The organism is Arthrobacter sp. LjRoot78, assembly GCF_964254335.1.
Lineage (GTDB): Bacteria > Actinomycetota > Actinomycetes > Actinomycetales > Micrococcaceae > Arthrobacter.
The window spans coordinates 4308336-4330330 of the sequence record NZ_CAXUTG020000001.1; the positions used below are offsets into that span (position 1 = coordinate 4308336).

Below are 21995 nucleotides of genomic sequence, written 5' to 3' on the forward strand. Positions count from 1 at the left end.
ATTCAGCCTATGAACCCCGCCACCGCCTCAGCGGCTACGCAGCCCCCGTCCGAGCTGGAGTCCGGAACACTGGCCACCAGCAAGGGCAAGGTCCTCGCCTGGGCCGCCTGGGACTGGGGCTCGGCGGCCTTCAACGCCGTGATGACCACATTCGTGTTCACGGTGTACCTGACGTCCAAAGCATTCGGCGGCGAGGACCAGGCCTCGGCGGTGCTGGGCGGTGCCCTGGCGATCGCGGGCGCGGCCATCGCCGTCCTGGCGCCCGTGACGGGCCAGCGTTCGGACACCGGCGGCCGCCGGAAGTTGTGGCTGGGAATCAACACGGCCGCTGTCGCGGTCCTGACCGGATTGTGCTTCTTTGTCTTTCCGCGGCCGGAGTTCCTCCTGCTGGGCGTCACGCTCATCGCCCTCGGCAACGTCTTCTTCGAATTCGCCGGGGTGAACTACAACGCCATGCTGGCGCAGATTTCCACTCCAAAGAACATCGGCAAGGTCAGCGGCTTCGGCTGGGGCATGGGCTACCTGGGCGGCATCGTCGCGCTGCTGATCGTGCTGCAGCTGTTCGTCCAGCCCAGCTTCGCGTGGTTCGGGGCCTCCACCGAGGACAGCCTCAACATCCGCCTCGTCGCGGTGTTCTCCGCGCTCTGGTTTTTCATCTTTGCGTTACCCGTCCTGTTCGCGGTGCCGGAGCTGCCCCGGCCGCAGCAGGCCGCCAGGCTGGGGTTCCTGGCCTCCTACGGTTTGCTGGTGCGCCGTATCAAGGCGATCTACCGCACCAGCCCGCACACCATCTTCTTCCTCCTCGCCAGCGCCATCTTCCGGGACGGACTGGCCGCCGTCTTCACGTTCGGCGGGATCATCGCTGCGGGAACCTTCGGCTTCGAACTGAAGGAAGTCATCTTCTTCGCCATCTTCGGCAACATCGTGGCGGCGGTGGGAGCGATGATCGGCGGCTTCCTGGACGACCGCATCGGGCCAAAAGCCGTCATCATCGGCTCGCTCGTCGGACTGCTGATTGCCGGCACGGTCATCCTGGTCCTGGGCAACGGCAGCTATGTCTTCTTCGGGCAGGCCTGGGCGGGCACCACCACCTTCTGGGTGTTCGGGCTCTTCCTGTGCCTCTTCGTGGGGCCGGCCCAGTCCTCCTCGCGTGCCTACCTTGCCCGGCTGGCGCCGCACGGCGAATCCGGTGAGCTCTTTGGCCTCTACGCCACCACCGGCCGGGCCGTCAGCTTCCTGGCGCCGACGCTCTTCACCCTGTGCATCGCCGTGGCCTCGCCGCTCGTGGCGCCGGGGGAAGCCCAGCGGTGGGGCATCCTCGGCATCATGGTGGTGCTGCTGGCCGGGCTGCTGGTGCTGCTGCCGGTCAAGCCGCCGGGAAAGGTGGAAATCGCGGTCGTTCCCGCGGCCTGAGCAGGCAGCGGGGAATTCGCCGTTTCAGCCCTCCAACGCCCTCTGCGCGGACTAGGCTGGTGCCATGAACGTGGATGAGACAGACCTCCCTGGCCTCGGCAGGCGCAAGGATTTCATGACCGCTTCGGGGCGCCGCATCGGCGTGGTGGAGTACCGCGAAGGGCAGACCGAACTGATCGTTTCCACGTGGGACGATCCGGACACGTGCCAGGCGTCCATTCCCCTGACCGCCGAAGAAGCCGCCGCCCTGGGCAACCTGCTGGGCGGGCAGCGGCTGGCGATGCAACTCTCCGAAGAGCACCGCGAAATCCCCGGGATCGTCACACGCCAGTTCTCCATTGCCGGAGACTCGCCGTTCCATAACCAGCCCATGGGCAAGGCCTGCATCCGCACCCGCAGCGGCGTCTCCATCGTTGCCATCATGCGGGAAGGCGAGGTGCTCCCCTCCCCCGGACCCGACGTCGTCCTTCACCCCGGTGACCTGCTCGTGGCGGTGGGAACGCAAGAAGGCCTAGATACGGCGGCCGATATCCTGCGCAACGGCTGAGCGGCATGGACCCGCTCGCGCTAACCCTCATCGAGCTGGGGGCCGTCGTGTTCTGCCTTGGCCTGCTGGCCAGGCTGGCCGGGCGGATCGGGATGTCCCCCATTCCCCTATATTTGGTGGGCGGGCTGTTTTTCGGGGCCGGCGGCCTGGTCAAACTCGAAGGCATGCACGAATTCGCACATCTTTCGAGCGAGATCGGCGTGATCCTCCTGCTGCTTATGCTCGGATTGGAATATACGGCGGCGGAGCTGGTCACCGGGCTGCGCCGGTCATGGCAGGCCGGCGTTCTGGACCTCGTGCTGAACTTCATTCCCGGGGCAGCGCTGGCCGTTCTGCTCGGCTGGGGCCTGGTGGGAGCCATGGTGATGGGCGGCGTCACGTACATCTCCTCCTCCGGCATTGCGGCAAAGGTGATCACGGACCTCGGCCGGATCGGTAACCGCGAAACCCCGGTGGTGCTGTCCATCCTGGTGTTCGAGGACCTTGCGATGGCCATCTACCTGCCCATCCTCACGGCCACCCTCGCCGGGGTCAGCTTCCTGGTGGGACTGCAGACCGTCGGGATTTCACTGGCCGTGGTCACGGTGGTGCTGGTGGTGGCCCTCCGGCACGGGCACCATGTGTCCAAGGCGGTGCACAGCGAAAATTCCGAGGTGTTCCTGTTGAACCTCCTCGGCGCTGCGCTCCTGGTCGCCGGCCTCGCCGCTGCCATGCAGGTCTCGGCCGCAGTGGGGGCGTTCATGCTAGGCATCGCCATATCAGGCGCCACCGCTCACAGCGCGACCCGGATCCTCGAGCCGTTGCGGGATTTATTCGCCGCCATCTTTTTCGTGGTCTTTGGCCTCAACACCGACCCCTCGTCCATCCCGCCGGTCCTGGGGTGGGCGCTGATCCTGGCGGTCCTCACGGCCGTCACCAAGATGATCACGGGAATCTGGGCGTCCAAGCGGGCAGGAATTGCCCTGCCGGGCCGTTTCCGCGCCGGGGCCGCATTGATTGCCCGCGGTGAGTTCTCCATCGTCATCGCCGGGCTGGCCGTAGCGTCCGGCGTGGTGCCGCACGACCTCGCTGCGCTGGCCACGGCCTACGTGCTCATCATGGCCATCATGGGCCCGCTGGCGGCACGCTACGTGGAGCCGGTGGTCAAGATGTTCCGCCGTCCGGCGAAACCCCGGCCGGCCGCCCGCCCCATCTGACGCTCTCTCAGATGCTGCCGCTTTTCGGGCGACGCTCTCTCAGATCCTGCCGCTTTTCGGGCTGACGCCCTCTCAGATCCTGCCGCGTTTCGGGCGACGCTCTCTCAGATCTCGGTGCGGTGGAAGTTCAGGTGGCTGCGGCTGGCCGTGGGGCCGCGCTGGCCCTGGTAGCGGTTGCCATACTCACCGGAGCCGTAGGGGAATTCGGCGGCCGAGCTCAGCCTGAAGAAGCACAGCTGGCCGATCTTCATACCTGGCCACAGCTTGATGGGGAGCGTTGCCATATTGGACAGCTCCAGGGTGACGTGTCCGGAGAACCCTGGATCGATGAACCCGGCGGTGGAGTGCGTGAGCAGCCCCAGCCGGCCCAACGAAGACTTGCCCTCGAGGCGTGCCGCAATATCGTCCGGCAGCGTGACGGTCTCATAGGTGGAGCCCAGCACGAACTCGCCCGGATGCAGGATGAACGGCTCTCCCGCGTCCACTTCCACCAGACGCGTCAGCTCAGGCTGGTCCTCAGCGGGGTCGATGTGCGCGTACTTGTGGTTGTCGAACAACCGGAAGAACCGGTCAATCCTGACGTCCACGGAGGACGGCTGGACCATCACCGGGTCATACGGGTCCAGGACAATCCGTTGGGAATCAATTTCGGCACGAATATCGCGGTCAGAGATCAGCACACTCAAAAATACCGCATCCATTGCCGCCCCCGTTTTGCAGCGTTACTGTTGCTGCTGTTACGAAATGTCATCGTCGATACAGAATGAGGTTGATGTTGCGGTTGTGACGGTGCACCTCCCTTTGAAGGGGCGGCACCAAAGGATCTGGGGTTGGCTTGAGGAAAATTTCGGCACGGACACTGGCGGCCATGATCTGCGCTCTGGCTCTCATTCCGCCTGCCGCCGGCCAGCTGGGGGGATCTTCCTCAAGCCCGGAACCCCTCTCCTCCTCTGCGGCCGGTCATCAAACGGCGGGTCAACAGACACCGAGCGTCGCCTTGGGCACGCCGTCGTTCGCGTACGACGGCGGCACGGACGCCGCCGGTAGCGCACCGGACCAGCGGCTCGCCCCCGCCGTGGACCCCAACATCACTCACGGGACCCAAACCGGAGCCGCTGCCGCTTTGGCCGCCACCGGAGGAACGACGCCCGCGGCCCCCGCCGGGACCCTGTCCACCGAAGCTCAGCCGGACTTCCCGGCAGCCGAGGGTTCCCCGCCCGAGCCGGTGTCCATCCCGCCGCTGTCCGCCACGGAGTCGGACCTCGCAGCCATCCCCCAGGCCCCACCGCCCCCCCGATCCGCACCCGCCGCAGGCACCGGGGTCCTCCAAACCGAATCCCTCACGACCGAGGCACTCGTCAGGGACGACGCGTCGGCGCAGATTAGCGCTGTGTTCAACGCCATTAACAGCTACCGGGCATCGTTCGGGCTGCCCGCCGTGAAGTACCACGCCACCGTGGCCGCGATGGCGCAGGAGTGGTCCGACAGCATCGCGTCCCGGGAAGTGATCGAGCACCGCTCAAGCTTCTGGACGGATCCGCGCGCACTCAGCCCCACCAACGGCGCCGGGGAGGTCATCGCGGTCCGCTGGGACCGTGATGCCGCGCAACTGGTGGAATGGTGGAAGGGCTCACCCGCACACAACGCGATCCTCAAGGACCCGCGGTTCACCGTGATGGGCATCGGCATCACGTTCACGGACGGCAACTGGCAGACCACTCCGAACCGTTACACCATGTGGAGCGTTGTGGACTTTTTCGGCTATGGCACGCTGCCGGCGGGAACCACCAGCAGCCCGGGAGGCAGCAGTGAAATGCCCGTGCAGCCCGCCAGTGTGTGCGATCCGCTGGTGCGGCACATGCCACCGACGGCGGACCTGACGGCAGCCGCCATCAAGAGTCCCGGCGATCTGGTGTCCGTGAACTCGTCCGGCGACCTCCTAAACCGCCCGTCACTCGGGAACCGGCAGTTCGGCGCACAGCAGGTCATCGGAACCGGATATGGCGCCGCCAAGGAAGTCTTTGTCACGGACTGGGAGCGGGACGGCGTCTTCGACCTCCTGGTGCAATGGACCGACGGACGCCTCACCTTGCATTCAGGGGCAGCGGCGGGCGGATTCCTCCCCGCCGTGACCCTGGGCCAGTCGGGATGGGCCGGAATGACCCTGGCCGTGGGAGGCTGGTGCGCCAACAACCGGCTCCCCCAGCTGGTGGCACTGGACGGCTCCGGGAATCTCTGGCTGTACCCCAACCGCGGGAAGGCAGATCTCGTGGAGCGGACGCTGATGGCGTCCGGCGTGTCAGCCAACCGGCTGGCCATGGCGGATTACGACGCCGACGGTTTCCAGGACCTGCTGGCCCGCCAGACGGACGGAAACGTCCGCCTCTACCGCGGCTCGGGCGCGCCGGCACCGCGCGCCGAAACCCGCGCAACCGTGGCCAGCGGATGGTCGGACGTCGCAGCCATCCGTCCGCTGCGGGATGTCACGGGGCTGAACTCGACGGGGCTGGCCCTTCGACGGGCCGGCGACGTGGTGCAGTACTGGGACCTCAGCACCGGAGCCCTGGCATCGCCGTCGTCCATCCCGGGCGCATGGGCGGGACAGCGGCTGGCGCAGTAGCCGCCCGGCGTACGTGTCAGTTAAGGCTCCACCGGCCGGGCTTCCAGGACTTCCTTAAGCCGTTCCAGCTGGGCCACCTCTGCCTTCATGGTCCGTTGAATCATGAAGTCCATCAGCCCGGCCAGCCCCTTGGGCCGGACCTCCAGTGCGAACCGGACCCGGGTGCATGTTCCCTCGGTGCTCAGGTAATAGCCGCCGTGCGGGCGGGCGGGACCGGCAACCACCTGGAACTGGATCTCGGCGCCCGGACGGAGCTGGGTGATCTGGAAGTCTGCGGCAATGGGGCGGCCCGCCGGTCCTGTCAGTGTCTGCTGGTACACAGCGCCCTTGGCACCCACAGCCCCCGAACGCAGCTCAACATTCCGGACCCCTTCCCGCCAGGAGGGAAGGTTGAGGCCGTCCTGCAGGAACCGGTACACGGTCATGGCATCGCGTTCCACGACGACCTCGTACTCTGCAAATGCCACGGGGATCCCTTGATTGTCGGACAGCTTTCTTTGCGTAGCCCGTTCCCCTGATACTGCAGCTAACACCAACAGGATATTCAGCCCGGAGTGCGCCCGGAGCGGCTGCGGCCGTGCCTTAACCGAACAGTTATCGAAAGGACCCAAGTGTTATCGAAAGGGTGCTGCCGGCACGGGACGTGTCCCTGTTCGGGGACGGCTCACCGCTGGGGTAAAGTAAATCCGGTTGACGCAACCGGGACGTGGCCGAGATATTTGGCTAGTCCCCCATGCGGCTGTAGCTCAATGGTAGAGCGCTAGCTTCCCAAGCTTGATACGCGGGTTCGATTCCCGTCAGCCGCTCCAATCCCTCCACCGGCCTTCTTCCGCCGGGCTTCTTCCACCGGCCTTCTTCCGCCGGGGCATTAGGCGGCTACCTGTATCGTCAGAAGTCAGGAACCCCTTCGGTTCCGCTACAGGAGCAATCATGGCTGACAAGTCCCCGCGTCAAGCAGCATCCGCAAAATCCGGCAAATCCATCAAGGAAAAGCGAGCTGACAAGAGGGCCGCGGCGGCGCCGCCCAGCTCCCTCGACAAGGCAACCTCCGCCAAGGCAGCGAGCCCCAAAAAGAAGTGACCGGTTCCGTGAACCACCTCACCCTCGGAGTCCTGGCCAGCACGCGGAAGCCTGACGAACGCCGGCTCCCGCTCCATCCCCTTCACCTGGACCGGATCGCGCCGGAACTGCGGCAGCAGATCATTCTCGAGCAGGGCTACGGTGAACGGTTCGGCGTCTCAGACCAGCACCTGTCCTCCCTCGTGGGGCGGATTGCCTCCCGAGACGAGATCATTGCCGACGCCGACGTCATCCTGCTGCCCAAGCCGCAGCCGGAGGATCTCGCCGAACTCCGCGACGGCCAGATCCTCTGGGGCTGGCCGCACTGTGTCCAGGACCGCGCCATTACTCAACTGGCCATCGACAAGAAGCTCACCCTGATCGCTTTCGAGGCCATGAACCATTGGGCCAGCGACGGCGGCTTCGGCCTCCATGTGTTCCACAAGAACAACGAACTGGCCGGCTACTGCTCGGTCATTCATGCCCTTGCCCTCACCGGTTCAACGGGCGACTACGGCCGGCGGCTCACCGCCGTCGTTATCGGTTTCGGTGCGACGGCCCGTGGCGCCGTCACGGCGCTTAACGCCCACGGCATCCATGACGTCCAGGTGCTGACCAACCGGGGTGTGGCCGCCGTCGGCTCTCCCATCCATTCGGTGCGGATCGCGCAGTTCGACCATGACGACAAGGCGCCGTTCCTCAGCCAGGTCATCACCGAACGCGGCAGGGTGCCGCTGGCGCCGTTCCTGGCCGAGAGCGACATTGTGGTCAACTGCACCCTGCAGGATCCCAATGCCCCGCTGACGTACCTGCGCGAAGAGGACCTCGCGGCCTTCCGTCCCGGCAGCCTGATCGTGGATGTGTCCTGCGACGAGGGAATGGGCTTCAGCTGGGCGAAGACCACCACGTTCGCCGAGCCCATGCTCACCGTGGGCGACCACATTGACTACTACGCGGTGGATCACAGCCCGTCCTATCTGTGGAACTCCTCAAGCTGGGAGATCAGCGAAGCGCTGCTCCCCTTCTTGGAGACCGTCATTACCGGTCCCGAGGCCTGGGCCGAAAATGAGACGATCGCCCGCGCGATTGAAATCCGCGGCGGCGAGGTCCTCAACAAGGACGTGCTGCAGTTCCAGCAGCGCCAGGCGGAGTACCCGCACGCCCCTCTGGACGCGTAGCCGCCGGAGCGGCCGGCCGCTGTGCCGGCTGCTCGCCGTACGCCGCACGATCCGGAGCAGGCGCCGCCGGTCCTTGAGGTCAACCTTGAGGGTCAGCTCACCGCGCCGGGCAAGCACGACGGCGACAGTCACCGCCGCCAGGGCCGGCACCCCGCCGGAGACCAGGATGGCGGTGTGCGGATCCACGTGCTCGGCAATCCAGCCGATCATGGGACCGCCGATGGCCTGGCCGCCGATCAGCACCATGATGTACAGGCTCATGACGCGTCCGCGGATCCCCATGTTCGAGCTGATCTGGACCAGCTGGTTCGAGGCGGTCAGGAACATCAGGCACCAGAAGCCGGACAGCACCATGGCGGCGCCGAACCACACCATGGACGGCGCCAGGGCCGCCAGGCAGAGCATCAGCCCGTACATTCCGGCGCCCAGGACCACCGACCGCAGCCGCAGCTGCCGGCGGCGGGTGGAGGCGATTGCCCCGGCGAGCGCACCGAGCGCCACCAGCGCGTTCAGCAGGCCGTAGCCTCCGGCGCCGACGTCGTACACGTGGTCCGCGAAAGCGGCCAGCAGCACCGGCAGGCTCATGGCGAAAACCGCGACAAAACCGGCCATCAGCCAGGGCCAGTAGATGGTGGGCTTGCTCAGCGCGTACTTCAGCCCCTCCCGGAGCATTCCCTTGCGCTTTGGTGCGGGTGCGTTGATGAACAGCTGGTCCTTGCGCAATAGCAGCAGCATGGCCACGGTGGAACAGCAGGCCACGGCGTTCGCGGCGAAGGCCCACCCGGCGCCGACCGCCGTGAGCAGGAGACCGGCCAGGGCGGGTCCGATCAGGCCGCCCAGCTGGAACGTTGTGGAGTTCACGCTGATGGCATTGCGCAGGTACGTGGGACCCACGAGCTCGTTGACAAACACCTGCCGGGCAGGCTGGTCCAGGACCGTAACCAGCCCCAGCAGCAGCGCGATGGCGTAGACGTGCCACACTTCGATGCGCTGGCTCAGGGCCAGGACGGCCAGCGCCGCAGCCAGCACCGCGGCGACGGACTGGCAGAGGATGAGGATCTTCCGTTTCGCGAACCTGTCCGCCATCATCCCGCCCCACGGGCCCAGTACCAGCGACGGCATGAATTGCAGCGCCACGGTGATGCCGACGGCGGTGACGGACCCGGACAGCTGCAGTACGAGCCAGTCCTGCGCGATCCGCTGCATCCAGAGGGCGATCACCGCGACGAAGTGTCCGATCGCGAAAATGCGGAAGTTGGGGACGCGGAGGGAAATGAAGGTGTGGCGCCAGGGCAGCCGTTCACTCACGACGGCGATCGGCTGGGTGGCGGTGTGCGGCTGCGCGGGCGGGGAATCGGCGGAGGCGGCGGAATCGATAACGGGCTGGCTGACGGTTGCCGTGGACGGCGGAGGGGGTGCCACAGGGAATCCTCAAAGGGTGCGGGTGAGCGGGATACCTCCACGCTATGGTGGCCCCAAGTGATTATGGAAGCGTATTGTTCCTATAACTAACATTGCGAACCGCAATAGTGCGACCAGACCAGCAACCGGGAGTGCCGTGTTCGAACCCGCCCAGCTCCGTTCTTTTCTGGCGGTGGCCGAAACGCTCAGCTTCACCAAGGCGGCGGAGCGCCTGGGCCTGGCCCAGCCCACAGTCAGCCAGCATGTGCGCAAACTGGAAGCAGCGGCGAAGCGGGTCCTGATTGCCCGGGATACCCGGGACGTGCGGCTGACTGACAACGGCGATGCAATGGCCGGCTTCGCGCGGACCATCCTCGCGGCCCACGATGCAGCTTCACGCTACTTTTCCGGGTCCGCCATGCGCGGCCGGCTGCGCTTCGGGACCGCGGACGATCTCGCGATCACCGGACTTCCCCGCATCCTCCGGGAGTTCCGCCAGATCTACCCGCAGATCAACCTGGAACTCACAGTGGGCCAGAGCGACCAGCTGTACAAGAAACTGAATGCGGGCCAGCTGGACCTGGTGTTCGTGAAGTGGGTCGCCGGGGCCAAGGACGGTACGGTGGTCCAGCACGACGCTTTCGCGTGGGTGGGCCTGGAGCAGACAGCGCTGGAACCCGGCGATCCGGTTCCGCTGATCGCCTACCCTTCGCCCAGCCTCAGCAGGAAGCTTGCCATCGACGCCCTCGAGTCCCGGGGGCGGACGTGGCGCATCACCTGCACCACACGGCAGATCAGCGGAGTCCTGGCCGCCGTCCGGGCGGGAATCGGCGTCGCCGTAATGCCGTCCTCGCTGGTTCCGGAGGACCTGAAGATCATCACCCGCCGCTTCGACCTGCCGCCTGTGGGCGATGTGGATTTCACCCTCATCCGCAACCCGCTGGCCAACTCCGAAGTGATCGAGGCGCTCACGCAGGCGATTGTGGGGCGCACCATCAAGCGCTCCGCCTAGGCGTTTGAGCCGGCAGGGCAAGTGACCGGTAAAGGGTAAATGCCCGGTAATTGGTTAAACGAGTAGGTATTCGTCCCCGCACGGGTAGTTATTACACGTAAGTGATTGAAGATATTACGTGCGTAAATTATGCTTGAATTCTGTTAAAGGTTAAGCAGAAGCCGATGACAACGATTCGATGACGAACCGTGTCCGCCGCCGCTGCCTTGGGGGCGCCTGACGGACAACGTTCGGGATAGGCAAGCGATGACGCCAACCACGAACCACCCGCATCTTAAAGTCTCAAATCCAGCTCACTCCCTCAACACGCTACGCCCGATGACCGTCGGAACGCACCGCAACACGCCGGTGCATCATGAAGCAGGCGCACACGCTGAGTTGGTTACTCAGCGCGAACCGCACGCCGCCGCCACCCTGGTGGACACTGAATTCGTAGGCAGTCCCTACTGCGAGCGGTGCGGAACGGATGAGTACATCTACCTGGAGACGTTTGTCCCGGCAAAGTTCCGGCACGACGGCACTCTCCGGAAGCCGGGAGAAGTCACCTACTTCTGCACCGGATGCGAAGAGTTTTCGGCACACTCGGTCCCAGCCTCTTGGGTGCCGCCCGGCTGGTATTTGGGCTAGCCAGGATCCCGAACGTTCCGCCAGGCAAACCAGAAATCGCGCCAGGTAAAAAACCGCCGCCGCCAGGCACCCGAGGGTGCCAGGCGGCGGCGATTACTTTTCCCTGGAGCTCGTCCGGGTAGGCCCCGCCCAGGGCGGGCGGCTACCCGGAGCCCGTTAGATCAGGCTGTCCGAGAGGTGGTTGGGCGTCCCGAATCGGTGCGCGGTGATGCTGACGGCCTGCTCGTGCAGGAACGGCAGCAGCTCCACGCGGCCGGCCTCGGTGACCGGGTGGGAGTAGACGGCCAGGTCCGGGCGTCCGCCGGTGGCTTCGGCCAGCGCAGCCGCGTCGCCGCCGAGGAGCCGGATCCGTCCGCCAGAAAGCTTCCCGGCGTCAGCGAGCCTCGCAGCGGAGGCCAGCCAGGCGGCGTCGTCCTCCACCGTGGTGCTGATGCGCAGCGCGGCGAGCGCTGCCTGCAGCGGGGCGGGAAGTTCGACGGCGGTGGACACCGTCAGTGCCGAACCGGCCAGCACGCCGGCGGCTACTGTCCTGACGAGGTCTGCGACCGGTTCGCCCTCGGAGAGGCGCACCGTGACCGGCAGGGAACGGTAGCGGAAGATGTTCCGCTCCGCGCTCAGCCCGGAAACATCCTTGGCCGTGCCGAACTCGTCGGCCCAAGCGAGGGCATCGGAGGCAAGTGCCCGCTCCAGGGATTCGAAGACGGGAGCGTCCAGTGTGCCCTTCGCGGCACCAGCCAGGCGGCGAACGCCGGGGTTGGTCACGGCCGCCTTGGGGTTCTTTTCAGAGCCGCCTGCTGTGCTGGCCTTGCTGACCCAGTCGCCGAGTCCGGCGAGGTAGTTGGGTCCGCCTGCTTTGGTGCCGGCGCCGACGGCGGACTTCTTCCAGCCGCCGAACGGCTGGCGCTGCACGATCGCGCCGGTGATGCCGCGGTTCACGTAGAGGTTGCCGGCCTGGATGGTGTCCAGCCAGAGCCCCACTTCCTCGGTACTCAACGAGTGCAGCCCGGCGGTGAGGCCGTACTCCACCTGGTTCTGGATGGCGATGGCGTCTTCCAGGGTTTCCGCCGTCATGACGCCGAGCACCGGGCCGAAGAACTCGGTGAGGTGGAAGTAGGATCCGCGGCGCACGCCGTAACGGACGCCCGGGCTCCAGAGCCGGCCGGTGTCGTCGAGCTTGCGCGGTTCGACGGCCCAGTTTTCGCCTTCGCCCAGGGTGGTGAGCGCGTTCAGGAGCTTGCCGTTGGCGGGTTCGATGATCGGGCCCATCTGGCTGGTGGGGTCCTCGGGGTAGCCCACCTTGAGGGACGTGACAGCGTCGATCAGCTGGTTGTGGAACCGCTTCGAGGTGGCCACGGAGCCCACCAGTATCACCAGCGAGGCGGCGGAGCACTTCTGCCCGGCGTGCCCGAATGCTGAGTACGCAACATCTTTGGCGGCGAGGTCAAGGTCCGCGCTGGGCGTGACGATGATGGCGTTCTTGCCGCTGGTTTCGGCCAGGAGCGGCAGATCCTTGCGGAATGAACGGAACAGCTCGGCGGTTTCGTAGCCGCCGGTCAGGATCACGCGGTCCACGGCCGGGTGCGAGATCAGCTGCTGGCCGAGCTCACGCTCGCCCAGCTGGACCATGGTGAGGACGTCGCGGGGCACGCCGGCCTCCCAGAGCGCTTCGATCATCACGGCACCGCTGCGGCGGGCCTGCTTGGCAGGCTTGATTACGACGGCGGAGCCGGCGGCGAGTGCCGCGAGGGTGGAACCGGCCGGAATGGCCACCGGGAAGTTCCACGGCGGGGTCACCACGGTGAGCTTCGCGGGCACAAAGGTGGCACCGTCGACGTCGTCGAGCTTGCGGGCTGACTCGGCGTAGTAGTGGGCGAAGTCAACGGCTTCGCTGACTTCGGGATCACCCTGGTCGATGGTCTTGCCTGTTTCGCTGGCCATGACCTCGAGCAGGTCCGCGCGGCGGGCCTCCAGGATGTCGCCGGCGCGGTGTAGCACTTCGGCGCGCTCGGCGCCGCTGAGGGCGCCCCAGGCCTTGCCCTTTTCGACGGCGGTGGCGATCACCGTGTTGAGCGTTTCGGCGTCCGTGATGGTGGCGGCTTCCACGGATGCGTTGCCCAGGGTGGAGTAGGGAACGCGTTCCAGGATGGCGCGGCCCCAGTCACGGTTGGCGGGCAGGGAGGGGTCCGTGTCCGGGGTGTTCTCGAAGGAGTCGCGCGGCATCGGATCGGCCGGGAGGCTGCGGTTCTGCCCGCGGTTGGGGCCGGGGACTTCGTCGTCGAGCTCTGCCAGCGAGGCGAGGAAGCGCTGCTTCTCACGCTCAAAGAGCGCTTCGTTTTCGCTGAGTTCGAAGACGGCGGACATGAAGTTGTCCTGGCTGGCACCTTCTTCGAGGCGGCGGATCAGGTACGCGATGGCGACGTCGAACTCGGCCGGGTGCACCACGGGGGTGTAGAGCAGGAGGGAACCGACGTCCTTCTTGACGGCTTCCGCCTGGCCCTGCGCCATGCCGAGCAGCATCTCGAACTCGATGCTCTGCTGTGCGGTATCCGCGATGCCGCGCTGCTTGGCCAGGAGCCAGGCGAAGGCGATGTCGAAGAGGTTGTGGCCGGCGACGCCGATCCGGATGTTCTTGATCCGGTCCGGGTGCAGCGAGTAGTTGATGACGCGCTTGTAGTTGGTGTCCGAGTCCTGCTTGGTGTTCCAGGTGGCGAGCGGCCAGTCGTGCAGCGAGGATTCGACCTGTTCCATGGGCAGGTTGGCGCCCTTGACCACGCGGACCTTGATGGCGGCGCCGCCGTTGGCGCGGCGTTCAGCAGCCCAGTCCTGCAGGCGGATCATGGCCGCGAGGGCGTCCGGCAGGTAGGCCTGGAGCACAATGCCGGCCTCGAGGTTCTTGAACTCCGGCTTGTCCAGGATCCTGGTGAAGACCGCGATGGTCATGTCCAGGTCCTTGTATTCCTCCATGTCCAGGTTGATGAACTTGGCCTTCTGCCCTCCGGCGGCGAACGAGGCGGCGCGGGTGAAGAGCGGCGTGAGCTTTTCGACGACGTGCTCGACGGCCTCGTCGAAGGCCCAGGCGGAGTGCGGGGCGACGGTGGAGGAGACCTTGATGGAGACGTAGTCGACGTCCGGGCGGGCCAGCAGGGTGTGGGTGCCCTCAAGCCGGCGGGAGGCCTCATGCTCGCCCAGAACGGCTTCTCCGAGGAGGTTGACGTTGAGCTTGATGCCGTCCTTGCGGATCTTGGCGATGGCCGGGCCCAGCTTGGCGTCCGTGGCGTCCACGATCAGGTGGCCCACCATTTCGCGGAGCACGCGGCGGGCGATCGGGATGACCACCTTCGGCATGACCGGGGCCACGGTGCCGCCGAGCTGGACGGCGCTGCGCATGTACCAGGGCAGGAAGGCCGGGACCTTGGGGGCAAGGGCTGCCAGGTTGCGGGCGGCCACGTGAAGGTCTTCGGGGCGGACCACGCCGTCCACAAAGCCGACGGTGAAGTCGAGCCCGTTGGGGTCCTTCAGGACGCCGGCGAGCTGTTCAGCGGAAGCATCCACGGGGACCTTGGCCGCCTCCGTCAACCAGTGGCGCACCAGCGCGATCGCTTCCCCGGCAAGGGCCTGCGCTTCGGGTACGTGCGAACCGCGTGCAGGGGCTGCTCCGGTGGCCGTCTTGCCGACGAGGACGCCGGGCTCCGTCGAAATGTTGGTCATGGCAAACACTCGTTCTTTCCGTTGGTGAGGAGTCTTTCCATCAGTATGAGTCTCCACTCACTTAAGATAAAGCGACGTTTTCTGAGCAATACAGGTTAGAAAAACCAACGGTTCTAAATCCCGCCCGAACGTTCGGAAACCGCCCCCGGACCCTCTCTCACTTCACGGGCCTTTCCGGCCAACCCTCTCGCACTTTCGGGGCCTTTCCGGCCATCCCTCTCGCACTTCCCGCGCTTTTCCGGCCAACGCTCTCGCACTTCCCGCGGAACCGACGGACCCCCTCCCACCGGGGTGAGAGAGGGTCCGTCAAAATGTCACCGGATCTGAGAGAGCGTCCGGTTGTTTGTGCCAGGAAGTGAGAGAGCGTCGGGTGGCTACGCCAGCGGGCGGTGCATTTCGACGGCCTCTTCGTGCCTGGGGCTGTCCGGATTCATCAGCGAGTGCTTGCGGCCGTAGCCGAAGTAGATCGCCAGGCCGATGACGAGCCAGATGCCGAAGCGTGCCCAGGTCTCCCAGTGCAACTGGAACATCAGGAACGCCGAGGCCACCACGCCGAACGCGGGAACCAGCGGCATGAAGGGCAGCCGGAAGGCGCGCGGAGCGTCCGGCTTCTTGTAGCGGAAAACAATGACCGAGAAACAGACCACCACGAACGCGGCGAGGATGCCGATATTCGTCAGGTCGGCGACGGCCTTGATCGGGAAGACCCCGGCCAGCAGGGCGGAAGCGACGCCCGCGATCCAGGTCACGCGCTGCGGGGTGCCGTGCCGGTCCGTCTTGGAGAACCAGCCCGGGAGCAGGCCGTCGCGGCTCATGGAGAACCAGACGCGGGTGACGCCCAGGAGGAAGGTCAGCATCACGGTGAGGATCGACAACACCGCGAACACGGAGATGATGGTGGCAATGACAGGCAGGCCGACGCCGGTGAATGCCGAGGCGAAGCCGGCCTTCGGGTCGATGTCCTTGAAGTTCTGCATGCCGGTAAGAACCAGGGTGGCGGCCACGTAGAGCAGCATGGCGATGATGAGCGAGAGGATGATCGCCTTCGGCATGTGCTTCTTGCCGTCGGTGGCCTCCTCGGCCGCGGTACTCATGGCGTCGTAGCCGAACACGGCGAAGAACACCGTGGCCGAACCTGCCAGTACAGGGCCGAAGCCGCTGGGCATAAACGGGTTGTAGTTGTTGGTGTCGATGTAGAAGATGCCCAGGCCGATGATGAACAGGATCAGGACAACCTTGATGGCCACCGCCACCAGCTCGAACCGGCCGAACGCCCGTGTGCCGCGGGACAAGATCCAGGTCACGATGAGGCAGACGACGATGGCCGGAATGTTGACGATGCCGCCCTTGCCCTCATCCGGGGTGGACGTCATCCAGACGGGCATGTGGACGCCGATGCCGGAGAGGAAAGCGTCAAAGTATCCGGAAATACCAATGGCCACAACGGCCACAATCGCAATGTATTCAAGGAGCAGGTCCCAACCGATGAACCAGCCGATTACTTCGCCGAGGGCCACATAGCCGTAGGTGTAGGCCGAGCCCGCACGCGGAATCATGCCGGCAAATTCCGCGTACGACAACGCGGCGGCCGCAGACGCGAGGCCCGCAATCAGGAAGGAAAACAGCACCGCCGGGCCCACGCCGGGTTCGGTTTCGCTGCCGTGGGCCACGAGGCCCGCCAGGGAAAAGATGCCGACGCCGATAATGCCGCCAACGCCGATGGCCGTCAGTTGCCAAAGACCCAGGCTTTTCATCAACCCGCTGTGTTTGTTTTCTTCCTCAATGTCGTCAATCGGCTTGCGCCGCATGATCGATTGGGTTAAATCTTTTGTGCTCATCAGGGACTCCTGCATAGATATGGACCCATCAATCCGCCCTGTGATGGGACTAACTCAGTCTGATTAGTATGCAAGCCCCATTGCATTAGATAAAGTGAATTCTCCTAATTAATATTCATTAGATTTAGCGAAGGAACAGTCATGCTCGACGTCCGGCGGTTGAGGCTGCTCCGTGAACTCAAAATCCGGGGAACGCTCGCCGAGGTGGCGGAGGCACTCCAGTACAGTCCGTCGTCGGTCTCCCAGCAACTGGCGCTGCTGGAGAAGGAGGCCGGCGTTCAGCTGCTGCGCAAAACCGGACGCCGGGTCCAGCTGACCCCGCAAGCCGAAGTCCTGGTGGCGCACACGGCCCACCTGCTCGAAACGCTGGAGCAGGCCGAGGCTGATCTGGCGGCAAGCCTCACCACCGTTTCGGGCACTGTGCGGATCGCCGTCTTCCAGTCCGCCGCCCTCGCCCTGATGCCGGGCACCCTCACCCGGATGGCGGCCACCTACCCGGAAGTCAGGATTGAGATGGTGCAGCGGGAGCCGGAAACGGCCCTGCATGAAACCTGGGCCCGCGACTTCGACCTGGTGATCGCCGAGCAGTATCCCGGCCACGCCGCGCCCCGCTATGCGGAGCTGGACCGTGTCCGCCTGACCGGCGACGCCATCCGGCTCGCCGTCCCCGGACCCGAGAAGGACCTGCCGCCCATCCGCTCCCTGGAAGACACAGCCGATCTCGCCTGGGTGATGGAACCACGGGGCGCGGCCTCCCGGCACTGGGCCGAGCAGGCCTGCCGCAGCGCCGGCTTCGAGCCCGACGTCCGGTATGAAACGGCCGACCTGCAGGCGCAGATCCGGCTGATCGAATCCGGCAACGCCGTCGGCCTGATGCCCGACCTTGTCTGGACCGGACGGGAAACATCGGCGCAGTTGCTGCTGCTGCCCGGGAACCCGCACCGGACCGTGTTCACGTCCGTGCGGCGGTCCAGCGCCAAGCGCCCGGCCATCCTGGCCGCCCGCGAGGTACTGGCCGTCACAGCCGATTCGATTGCCCCCGCCGGACCGGTCCCGCCGGAGGCCAAATCCGCCTGACCCTCGGCAACCCCAGTCACTCCCCCGCCTTGCAGGTCCGGCGGGAAGTTCCCTACGTCACAGCGCGGAAGTGCGCCGGGCGTTAGACTGGGCACGTTATGAATCGCACAATGTTTAAGTCCAAAATCCACCGGGCCACTGTCACGCATGCCGACCTTCACTACGTGGGGTCGGTCACCGTTGACCTGGACCTGCTGGAGGCAGCGGACATCCTCCCGGGCGAGCTCGTGGCGATCGTTGACGTCACCAACGGTGCCCGGCTGGAGACGTACACCATCGCCGGCGAGCGCGGTTCCGGCGTTATCGGCATCAACGGCGCGGCTGCGCACCTGATGCACGAAAATGACATCGTCATTCTCATTACGTATGCGGAGATGACCACCGAAGAAGCCAAGGCGTACACGCCCAAGGTGGTCCACGTGGATAAGGACAACAAGATTGTCCAGATCGGCAACGACCCCGCGGAGGGGCACACCCGTGGCCTGATGCGGCCGCCGTTCGCGCTGAACAACTCCGCCCTGAACTGAATGCATGCCCGGACCACGCCCGTCCGGATATCGAGATCCTCCCCACAGTGCGGCTTCTGGCTGAATAAATCTGATTAGGCTGGGAAGGTGAACGCCAACCCCCGCCCGTCCGTCCCGGCACGGACACCGTCAGGGACCTTCGGGTGCTAGGGGTTCTCGCCGGCTTCTTCGTGGTGTGGTCCATCATCCTCGTGGGCATGTTCGTGGGCCGCCGGAAGGTGCTTGGAGAAAACGCCCGTTCCGTGCTGAGCGCGCTAACGTTTTTTGTGGCCAGCCCGGCGCTCCTGTTCGAGACCCTCAGCAAGGCCAAGCTCCACGACGTCTTCGCAGCTCCCCTGCTGGTCACGGCCGTCGGCGCGATGGTCACGGCAGCAATCTTCTTCGTGATCGTCCGGTTCCTGCTGAAACGGACGGTCCCGGAATCGCTGATGTCGTCCATGAGCGCGTCCCTGGCGAACTCGGCCAACCTTGGCATTCCCATCGCCGTATACGTCCTCGGTGACGCAAGCTACGTGGCGCCGCTGCTGATCTTCCAGCTGGCCTTCTTCACGCCGCTCTTCCTGATGGCCCTGGATGCCACCACGAGTTCCCACCGGACCACCCCCGCCGGCTTTGCACTCATGATCCTCAAGAACCCGATGATCGTGGGTTCCGCGCTGGGCCTGGTGGTGGCGGGAACGGGCTGGCAGGTACCGGAGCTGGTGATGCAGCCCGTCCACCTGATCGGCGGGGCAGCCATCCCGGCAATGCTGATCGCCTTCGGCATGAGCCTGAACGGATCCCGGCCCCTGCAGGCAGCAGCCGGCCGCCGCGCCGACACGCTCCTCGCCAGCGCGTTCAAGCTCGTGGTCCACCCGGCCATCGCCTACGCCTTCGCCCGCATGCTCGGCATGGAAGGGCAGGCCCTGTTCGCCGTTGTAGTGACGTCGGCGCTGCCCACCGCCCAGAACGTTTTCGTCGCGGCCAGCCGCTACCGGACGGGCATCACCGTGGCCAAGGACACCGTGCTCATCACCACGGTGGTCGCCGTCCCGGCCATGATCGGCGTGGCCCTGCTCCTGACCTAGTTCTTCTGGTGCTGGTCCAGGAGCCTGGCACAGCGGATGAAGCCGAGGTGGGAGTACGCCTGCGGGTGGTTGCCCAGGTGGGTTTCCGTGCCGGGATCGTACTCCTCAGGCAGCAGGCCGGTGGGGCCGAACAGGTTCACCAGCTGGTCGAACAGGTCCCAGGCCTCCTCGATCCGGCCCACCGCCACGTAAGCCTCGATCAGCCACGTGGTGCAGATGTGGAAGCCGCCCTCCAAACCCGGCAGGCCGTCGTCGTACCTGTACCGGAAAACCGTGGGTCCCACCCGAAGCTCCCGTTCCACGGCGGTGACGGTGTCCAGGAACCGCTGGTCTCTTACATCCAGCAGGCCGGACAGGCCGATGTGCAGCACCGCTGCGTCCAGGTCGGGGCTGTCGTAGGCCACGGTGTAGGACGCCGCGCCGTCGTCCCAGCCTTCGCGGAGGACTTCCTCGCGGATGGTGGCGGCGGTGGGCGCCCACTCGGGCTCCGGCACCCTGCCGTGCCGGGCTGCTGTGCGCAGCGCCCGGTCCAGCGTCACCCAGCACATCACCTTGGTGTACACGTGGTGCCGGGGTGCGCGGCGCGCTTCCCAGATCCCGTGGTCGGCCTCATGCCAGCGGGCCATCACGGCCGAGGCCATCTGGACCATAAGCTCCCAGTGCGAATCCTCCAAGGAACCCTCGCGGTCACTCACCGCGCTAATAAGTTCCGCGATGGGCCCGAATACGTCGAGCTGCACCTGGTGGTCAGCGGCGTTGCCGATCCTCACGGGACGTGATCCCGCATAGCCGGGCAGGCTTTCGATGATGGCCTCGGTGGACAGCGGCGCTCCTGTGACGGAGTACAGCGGGTGCAGCCATTCCGGCCCGGGCGCGTTCTCCAGGATCCGGCCCAGCCAGCGCAGGAACCCGTACGCTTCGCTGGTGGAGCCGAGGTCCACCAGCGCGTTGACGGTCATGGAGCCGTCCCGCAGCCAGCAGTAGCGGTAGTCCCAGTTCCGGGTGCCGCCGATTCCTTCCGGCAGCGAGGTGGTGGGGGCGGCCAGGACTGCGCCGGTGGGTTCATGCACCAGCGCCCGGAGCACCAGCGCCGAACGGCGCACCAGCGACGGCTTGACCCCCGGCAGTTCCAGATCCTGGACCCACCGGCGGGAGTGATGGGCGACGGCGGCGCGGCGCTCTGTTTCGCCGCCCACCCCGGCGTGGGTGGGCTCGGTGTCGCCGCAGCGCAGGTTGAGCACCACGGGGCCGTTCCGCAGGTTGACGTCCGCGGTGGCGGTGGCATGGCGGCCGTCCGAAGTGATGGAAAAACTGACGCCGGGTGCCAGCAGGATGATGGGATCAGAGGTGCCCACAACGTGCAGTTCCTCGCCCCGCGCCTCCATGCTGAACGGGGCGTTGGCGTAGTCGGGCCGGGGCGCGAAGACGATCTTGGCCGCGCCGCTGCCGGACAGCACGCGGACCAGGCTCGTGATCCCGTCCGGGGCCGGCTCGAGGTAGTCGGTCACGGTGACGTCAGCCCAGCGGGTCTCCACGATCATGGTGCTGTCCACATAGCGCTGGCCCAGGACCTGGGATGCCTTGACCGGTTCCACCGAGAAGTGGCCCGCAGCGTCGCCGCCCAGGATATGGGCGAACAGGGACCCGGAGTCCGGCAGCGGGTGGCTCATCCAGCAGACTTTGGCTTCAGGGGTGATCAGCGCCGTGGACGAGCCGTTGCCGATCATGGAGTGGCGTTCCAGGCCAACGGCATCCTCGCCAAAGAGCCAGGCACGCCGCAGTTCGAACAGGATGGCCAGAACCCGGGCGAAGGATTCGGGGTCCCGGAGGCGGTGGGCGGCCGCGGAAGGGCCCTCCCCTACCTTAATTCCCATGTCGGGGCCGCGGAGGGTGGCCATGGCCAGTTCGTCGCTGGAGGCGTCGCCGGCATAGAGGGCGGCGCTCACGCCCAGGCGGGCACGCAGGTGTTCCAGTGCGTCAGCCTTGGACGGTTCCACCACGGAGAGGTCCAGCACGGATCCGTCCACGATGTAGAACAGGCCGTGGGCGCGGGCCACCTCCTCCGCTTTCGCCAGCACCTTGGCGAGGATCGCGGGCGACGCCGGCCGGGTGTGCACGGAGACCGCCACGGGCTTGCGCTCGATGCTGATCCCTTTATAGGCGCCGATCGTTTCAAGGAGGGCCTGGCTGGCCTGCTGCAGGACCGATTCGGTGGCCAGCGACAGGCCGTGCGCGAAGCCCATGTCGAATTCGGCGCCGTGGGAGCCCACCAGGTGCACCTCTGCCGGGAGCCTCGACACTGCTGCCAGGTCGCGAAGCGACCGGCCGGAAATGACGGCCGCGTGGGTGTTGGGCAAGGCAGCCAGTGCACGGAGCGCAATCGCGGCACTGCCCAGCGGCAGGGTTTCGGTGGAGATCCCCTCCGCATCGCAGAGCGTTCCGCCGTAGTTGCAGGCCACCAGCAGCCCGGGAGTGCGGGCCAGGATCTTCAGTTCTGCGAGCAGGTGCGGCGTGAGGCCGTCGTCTGCGGCGTCCGACTGCACAAAAGCACGGAGCAGGCCCAGCGGCAGGGAACGGGTCAGGAGTGCGGAATCGGCCACGGACTGGTTGAGCGGAGTAGGCACAGGCGACGTCCTTCGGATAATCCCCAATGATGAGAAAAGTCCGGCGAGGGACATACCCCCAGTTTCCGATGCCGTCGTTACATCAGAATATCCCTGTCATT

The 21995-nt window shown here is 66.0% G+C and carries 16 protein-coding genes, 1 tRNA gene and 1 pseudogene; 12 read left to right on the forward strand and 6 right to left on the reverse strand.

Going from position 1 to position 21995, the window contains the following annotated elements:
• The first annotated feature begins 9 nt into the window (after positions 1 to 9).
• The 3 genes from ACSQ1X_RS20060 (at position 10) to ACSQ1X_RS20070 (ending at position 3156) form a co-directional block, all read left to right on the forward strand.
• Entirely contained in the window at positions 10 to 1413 is a 1404-nt protein-coding gene (locus tag ACSQ1X_RS20060; protein WP_436059020.1) for an MFS transporter, read from the forward strand.
• A 64-nt stretch (positions 1414 to 1477) separates the two neighbouring features.
• Entirely contained in the window at positions 1478 to 1960 is a 483-nt protein-coding gene (locus tag ACSQ1X_RS20065; RefSeq protein WP_436059021.1) for a cation:proton antiporter regulatory subunit, read from the forward strand.
• A 5-nt stretch (positions 1961 to 1965) separates the two neighbouring features.
• Positions 1966 to 3156, forward strand: coding sequence for a cation:proton antiporter (locus ACSQ1X_RS20070; RefSeq protein ID WP_436059022.1), 1191 nt, complete (start codon positions 1966 to 1968; stop codon positions 3154 to 3156).
• 104 nt (positions 3157 to 3260) lie between these two features.
• Here ACSQ1X_RS20070 and dcd read toward each other — a convergent pair whose 3' ends face one another.
• A complete protein-coding gene (gene dcd / locus ACSQ1X_RS20075; RefSeq protein ID WP_436059373.1) occupies positions 3261 to 3836 on the reverse strand; it encodes a dCTP deaminase in 576 nt (191 codons plus the stop codon).
• Positions 3837 to 3991: 155 nt separating this feature from the next.
• Here dcd and ACSQ1X_RS20080 point away from each other — a divergent pair, with 155 nt between their 5' ends.
• Positions 3992 to 5776 carry a CAP domain-containing protein gene (locus tag ACSQ1X_RS20080; RefSeq protein WP_436059023.1) on the forward strand — a complete coding sequence of 595 codons (1785 nt, stop codon included), beginning with the start codon at positions 3992 to 3994 and terminating at the stop codon, positions 5774 to 5776.
• 20 nt (positions 5777 to 5796) lie between these two features.
• On the opposite strand, the gene ACSQ1X_RS20085 is transcribed toward ACSQ1X_RS20080, so the two are convergent.
• Complete coding sequence (locus ACSQ1X_RS20085) at positions 5797 to 6243, reverse strand: SRPBCC family protein (protein WP_436059024.1); 447 nt, start codon at positions 6241 to 6243, stop codon at positions 5797 to 5799.
• A 268-nt stretch (positions 6244 to 6511) separates the two neighbouring features.
• Here ACSQ1X_RS20085 and ACSQ1X_RS20090 point away from each other — a divergent pair.
• The 3 genes from ACSQ1X_RS20090 to ACSQ1X_RS20100 all read left to right on the forward strand — a co-directional run bounded on the left by ACSQ1X_RS20090 (position 6512) and on the right by ACSQ1X_RS20100 (position 8013).
• Positions 6512 to 6585, forward strand: a tRNA-Gly gene (locus tag ACSQ1X_RS20090).
• Between the two features lie 121 nt (positions 6586 to 6706).
• On the forward strand, positions 6707 to 6856 hold the full coding sequence (locus ACSQ1X_RS20095; protein ID WP_436059025.1) for a hypothetical protein: 150 nt from the start codon (positions 6707 to 6709) through the stop codon (positions 6854 to 6856).
• On the forward strand, positions 6853 to 8013 hold the full coding sequence (locus ACSQ1X_RS20100; RefSeq protein WP_436059026.1) for a N(5)-(carboxyethyl)ornithine synthase: 1161 nt from the start codon (positions 6853 to 6855) through the stop codon (positions 8011 to 8013). Before ACSQ1X_RS20095 ends, ACSQ1X_RS20100 begins: the two co-directional genes overlap by 4 nt.
• A 39-nt stretch (positions 8014 to 8052) precedes the next feature.
• Here ACSQ1X_RS20100 and ACSQ1X_RS20105 read toward each other — a convergent pair.
• Positions 8053 to 9435: pseudogene (locus ACSQ1X_RS20105) on the reverse strand (MFS transporter); the annotation flags it as partial.
• 136 nt (positions 9436 to 9571) lie between these two features.
• On the opposite strand from ACSQ1X_RS20105, the gene ACSQ1X_RS20110 reads away from it, so the two are divergent.
• Positions 9572 to 10426: a LysR substrate-binding domain-containing protein gene (locus ACSQ1X_RS20110; protein WP_436059027.1), complete on the forward strand. Its 855-nt coding sequence runs from the start codon at positions 9572 to 9574 to the stop codon at positions 10424 to 10426.
• Positions 10427 to 10744: 318 nt separating this feature from the next.
• Entirely contained in the window at positions 10745 to 11053 is a 309-nt protein-coding gene (locus tag ACSQ1X_RS20115; protein WP_436059028.1) for a hypothetical protein, read from the forward strand.
• A gap of 156 nt (positions 11054 to 11209) precedes the next feature.
• Here ACSQ1X_RS20115 and ACSQ1X_RS20120 read toward each other — a convergent pair whose 3' ends face one another.
• Both ACSQ1X_RS20120 and ACSQ1X_RS20125 read right to left on the reverse strand, forming a co-directional pair.
• Positions 11210 to 14761, reverse strand: coding sequence for a bifunctional proline dehydrogenase/L-glutamate gamma-semialdehyde dehydrogenase (locus ACSQ1X_RS20120; RefSeq protein WP_436059029.1), 3552 nt, complete (start codon positions 14759 to 14761; stop codon positions 11210 to 11212).
• Between the two features lie 374 nt (positions 14762 to 15135).
• Positions 15136 to 16599, reverse strand: coding sequence for an amino acid permease (locus ACSQ1X_RS20125; RefSeq protein ID WP_436059030.1), 1464 nt, complete (start codon positions 16597 to 16599; stop codon positions 15136 to 15138).
• Positions 16600 to 16740: 141 nt separating this feature from the next.
• Here ACSQ1X_RS20125 and ACSQ1X_RS20130 point away from each other — a divergent pair, with 141 nt between their 5' ends.
• From ACSQ1X_RS20130 to ACSQ1X_RS20140, 3 genes are all read left to right on the forward strand, one after another.
• Positions 16741 to 17676, forward strand: coding sequence for a LysR family transcriptional regulator (locus ACSQ1X_RS20130; protein WP_436059031.1), 936 nt, complete (start codon positions 16741 to 16743; stop codon positions 17674 to 17676).
• Positions 17677 to 17774: 98 nt separating this feature from the next.
• Positions 17775 to 18203 carry an aspartate 1-decarboxylase gene (panD, locus tag ACSQ1X_RS20135; RefSeq protein WP_011693710.1) on the forward strand — a complete coding sequence of 143 codons (429 nt, stop codon included), beginning with the start codon at positions 17775 to 17777 and terminating at the stop codon, positions 18201 to 18203.
• A gap of 143 nt (positions 18204 to 18346) precedes the next feature.
• Entirely contained in the window at positions 18347 to 19270 is a 924-nt protein-coding gene (locus ACSQ1X_RS20140) for an AEC family transporter (protein ID WP_436059032.1), read from the forward strand.
• On the opposite strand, the gene ACSQ1X_RS20145 is transcribed toward ACSQ1X_RS20140, so the two are convergent.
• The gene (locus ACSQ1X_RS20145) at positions 19267 to 21894 is read right to left on the reverse strand and encodes a trehalase-like domain-containing protein (RefSeq protein ID WP_436059033.1); all 2628 of its coding nucleotides are present in this window, start codon (positions 21892 to 21894) and stop codon (positions 19267 to 19269) included. The genes ACSQ1X_RS20140 and ACSQ1X_RS20145 overlap by 4 nt on opposite strands.
• Positions 21895 to 21995: the final 101 nt, after the last annotated feature.

What these genes read in the sequence shown, in the direction of transcription:
- ACSQ1X_RS20130 (WP_436059031.1), top strand. Translation starts at nt 16,741, where the DNA reads ATGCTCGACGTCCGGCGGTTGAGGCTGCTCCGTGAACTCAAAATCCGG.
- ACSQ1X_RS20070 (WP_436059022.1), top strand. Translation starts at nt 1,966, where the DNA reads ATGGACCCGCTCGCGCTAACCCTCATCGAGCTGGGGGCCGTCGTGTTC.
- panD (WP_011693710.1), top strand. Translation starts at nt 17,775, where the DNA reads ATGAATCGCACAATGTTTAAGTCCAAAATCCACCGGGCCACTGTCACG.
- ACSQ1X_RS20120 (WP_436059029.1), bottom strand. Translation starts at nt 14,761, where the DNA reads ATGACCAACATTTCGACGGAGCCCGGCGTCCTCGTCGGCAAGACGGCC.
- ACSQ1X_RS20065 (WP_436059021.1), top strand. Translation starts at nt 1,478, where the DNA reads ATGAACGTGGATGAGACAGACCTCCCTGGCCTCGGCAGGCGCAAGGAT.
- ACSQ1X_RS20115 (WP_436059028.1), top strand. Translation starts at nt 10,745, where the DNA reads ATGACCGTCGGAACGCACCGCAACACGCCGGTGCATCATGAAGCAGGC.
- ACSQ1X_RS20060 (WP_436059020.1), top strand. Translation starts at nt 10, where the DNA reads ATGAACCCCGCCACCGCCTCAGCGGCTACGCAGCCCCCGTCCGAGCTG.
- ACSQ1X_RS20125 (WP_436059030.1), bottom strand. Translation starts at nt 16,599, where the DNA reads ATGAGCACAAAAGATTTAACCCAATCGATCATGCGGCGCAAGCCGATT.
- ACSQ1X_RS20095 (WP_436059025.1), top strand. Translation starts at nt 6,707, where the DNA reads ATGGCTGACAAGTCCCCGCGTCAAGCAGCATCCGCAAAATCCGGCAAA.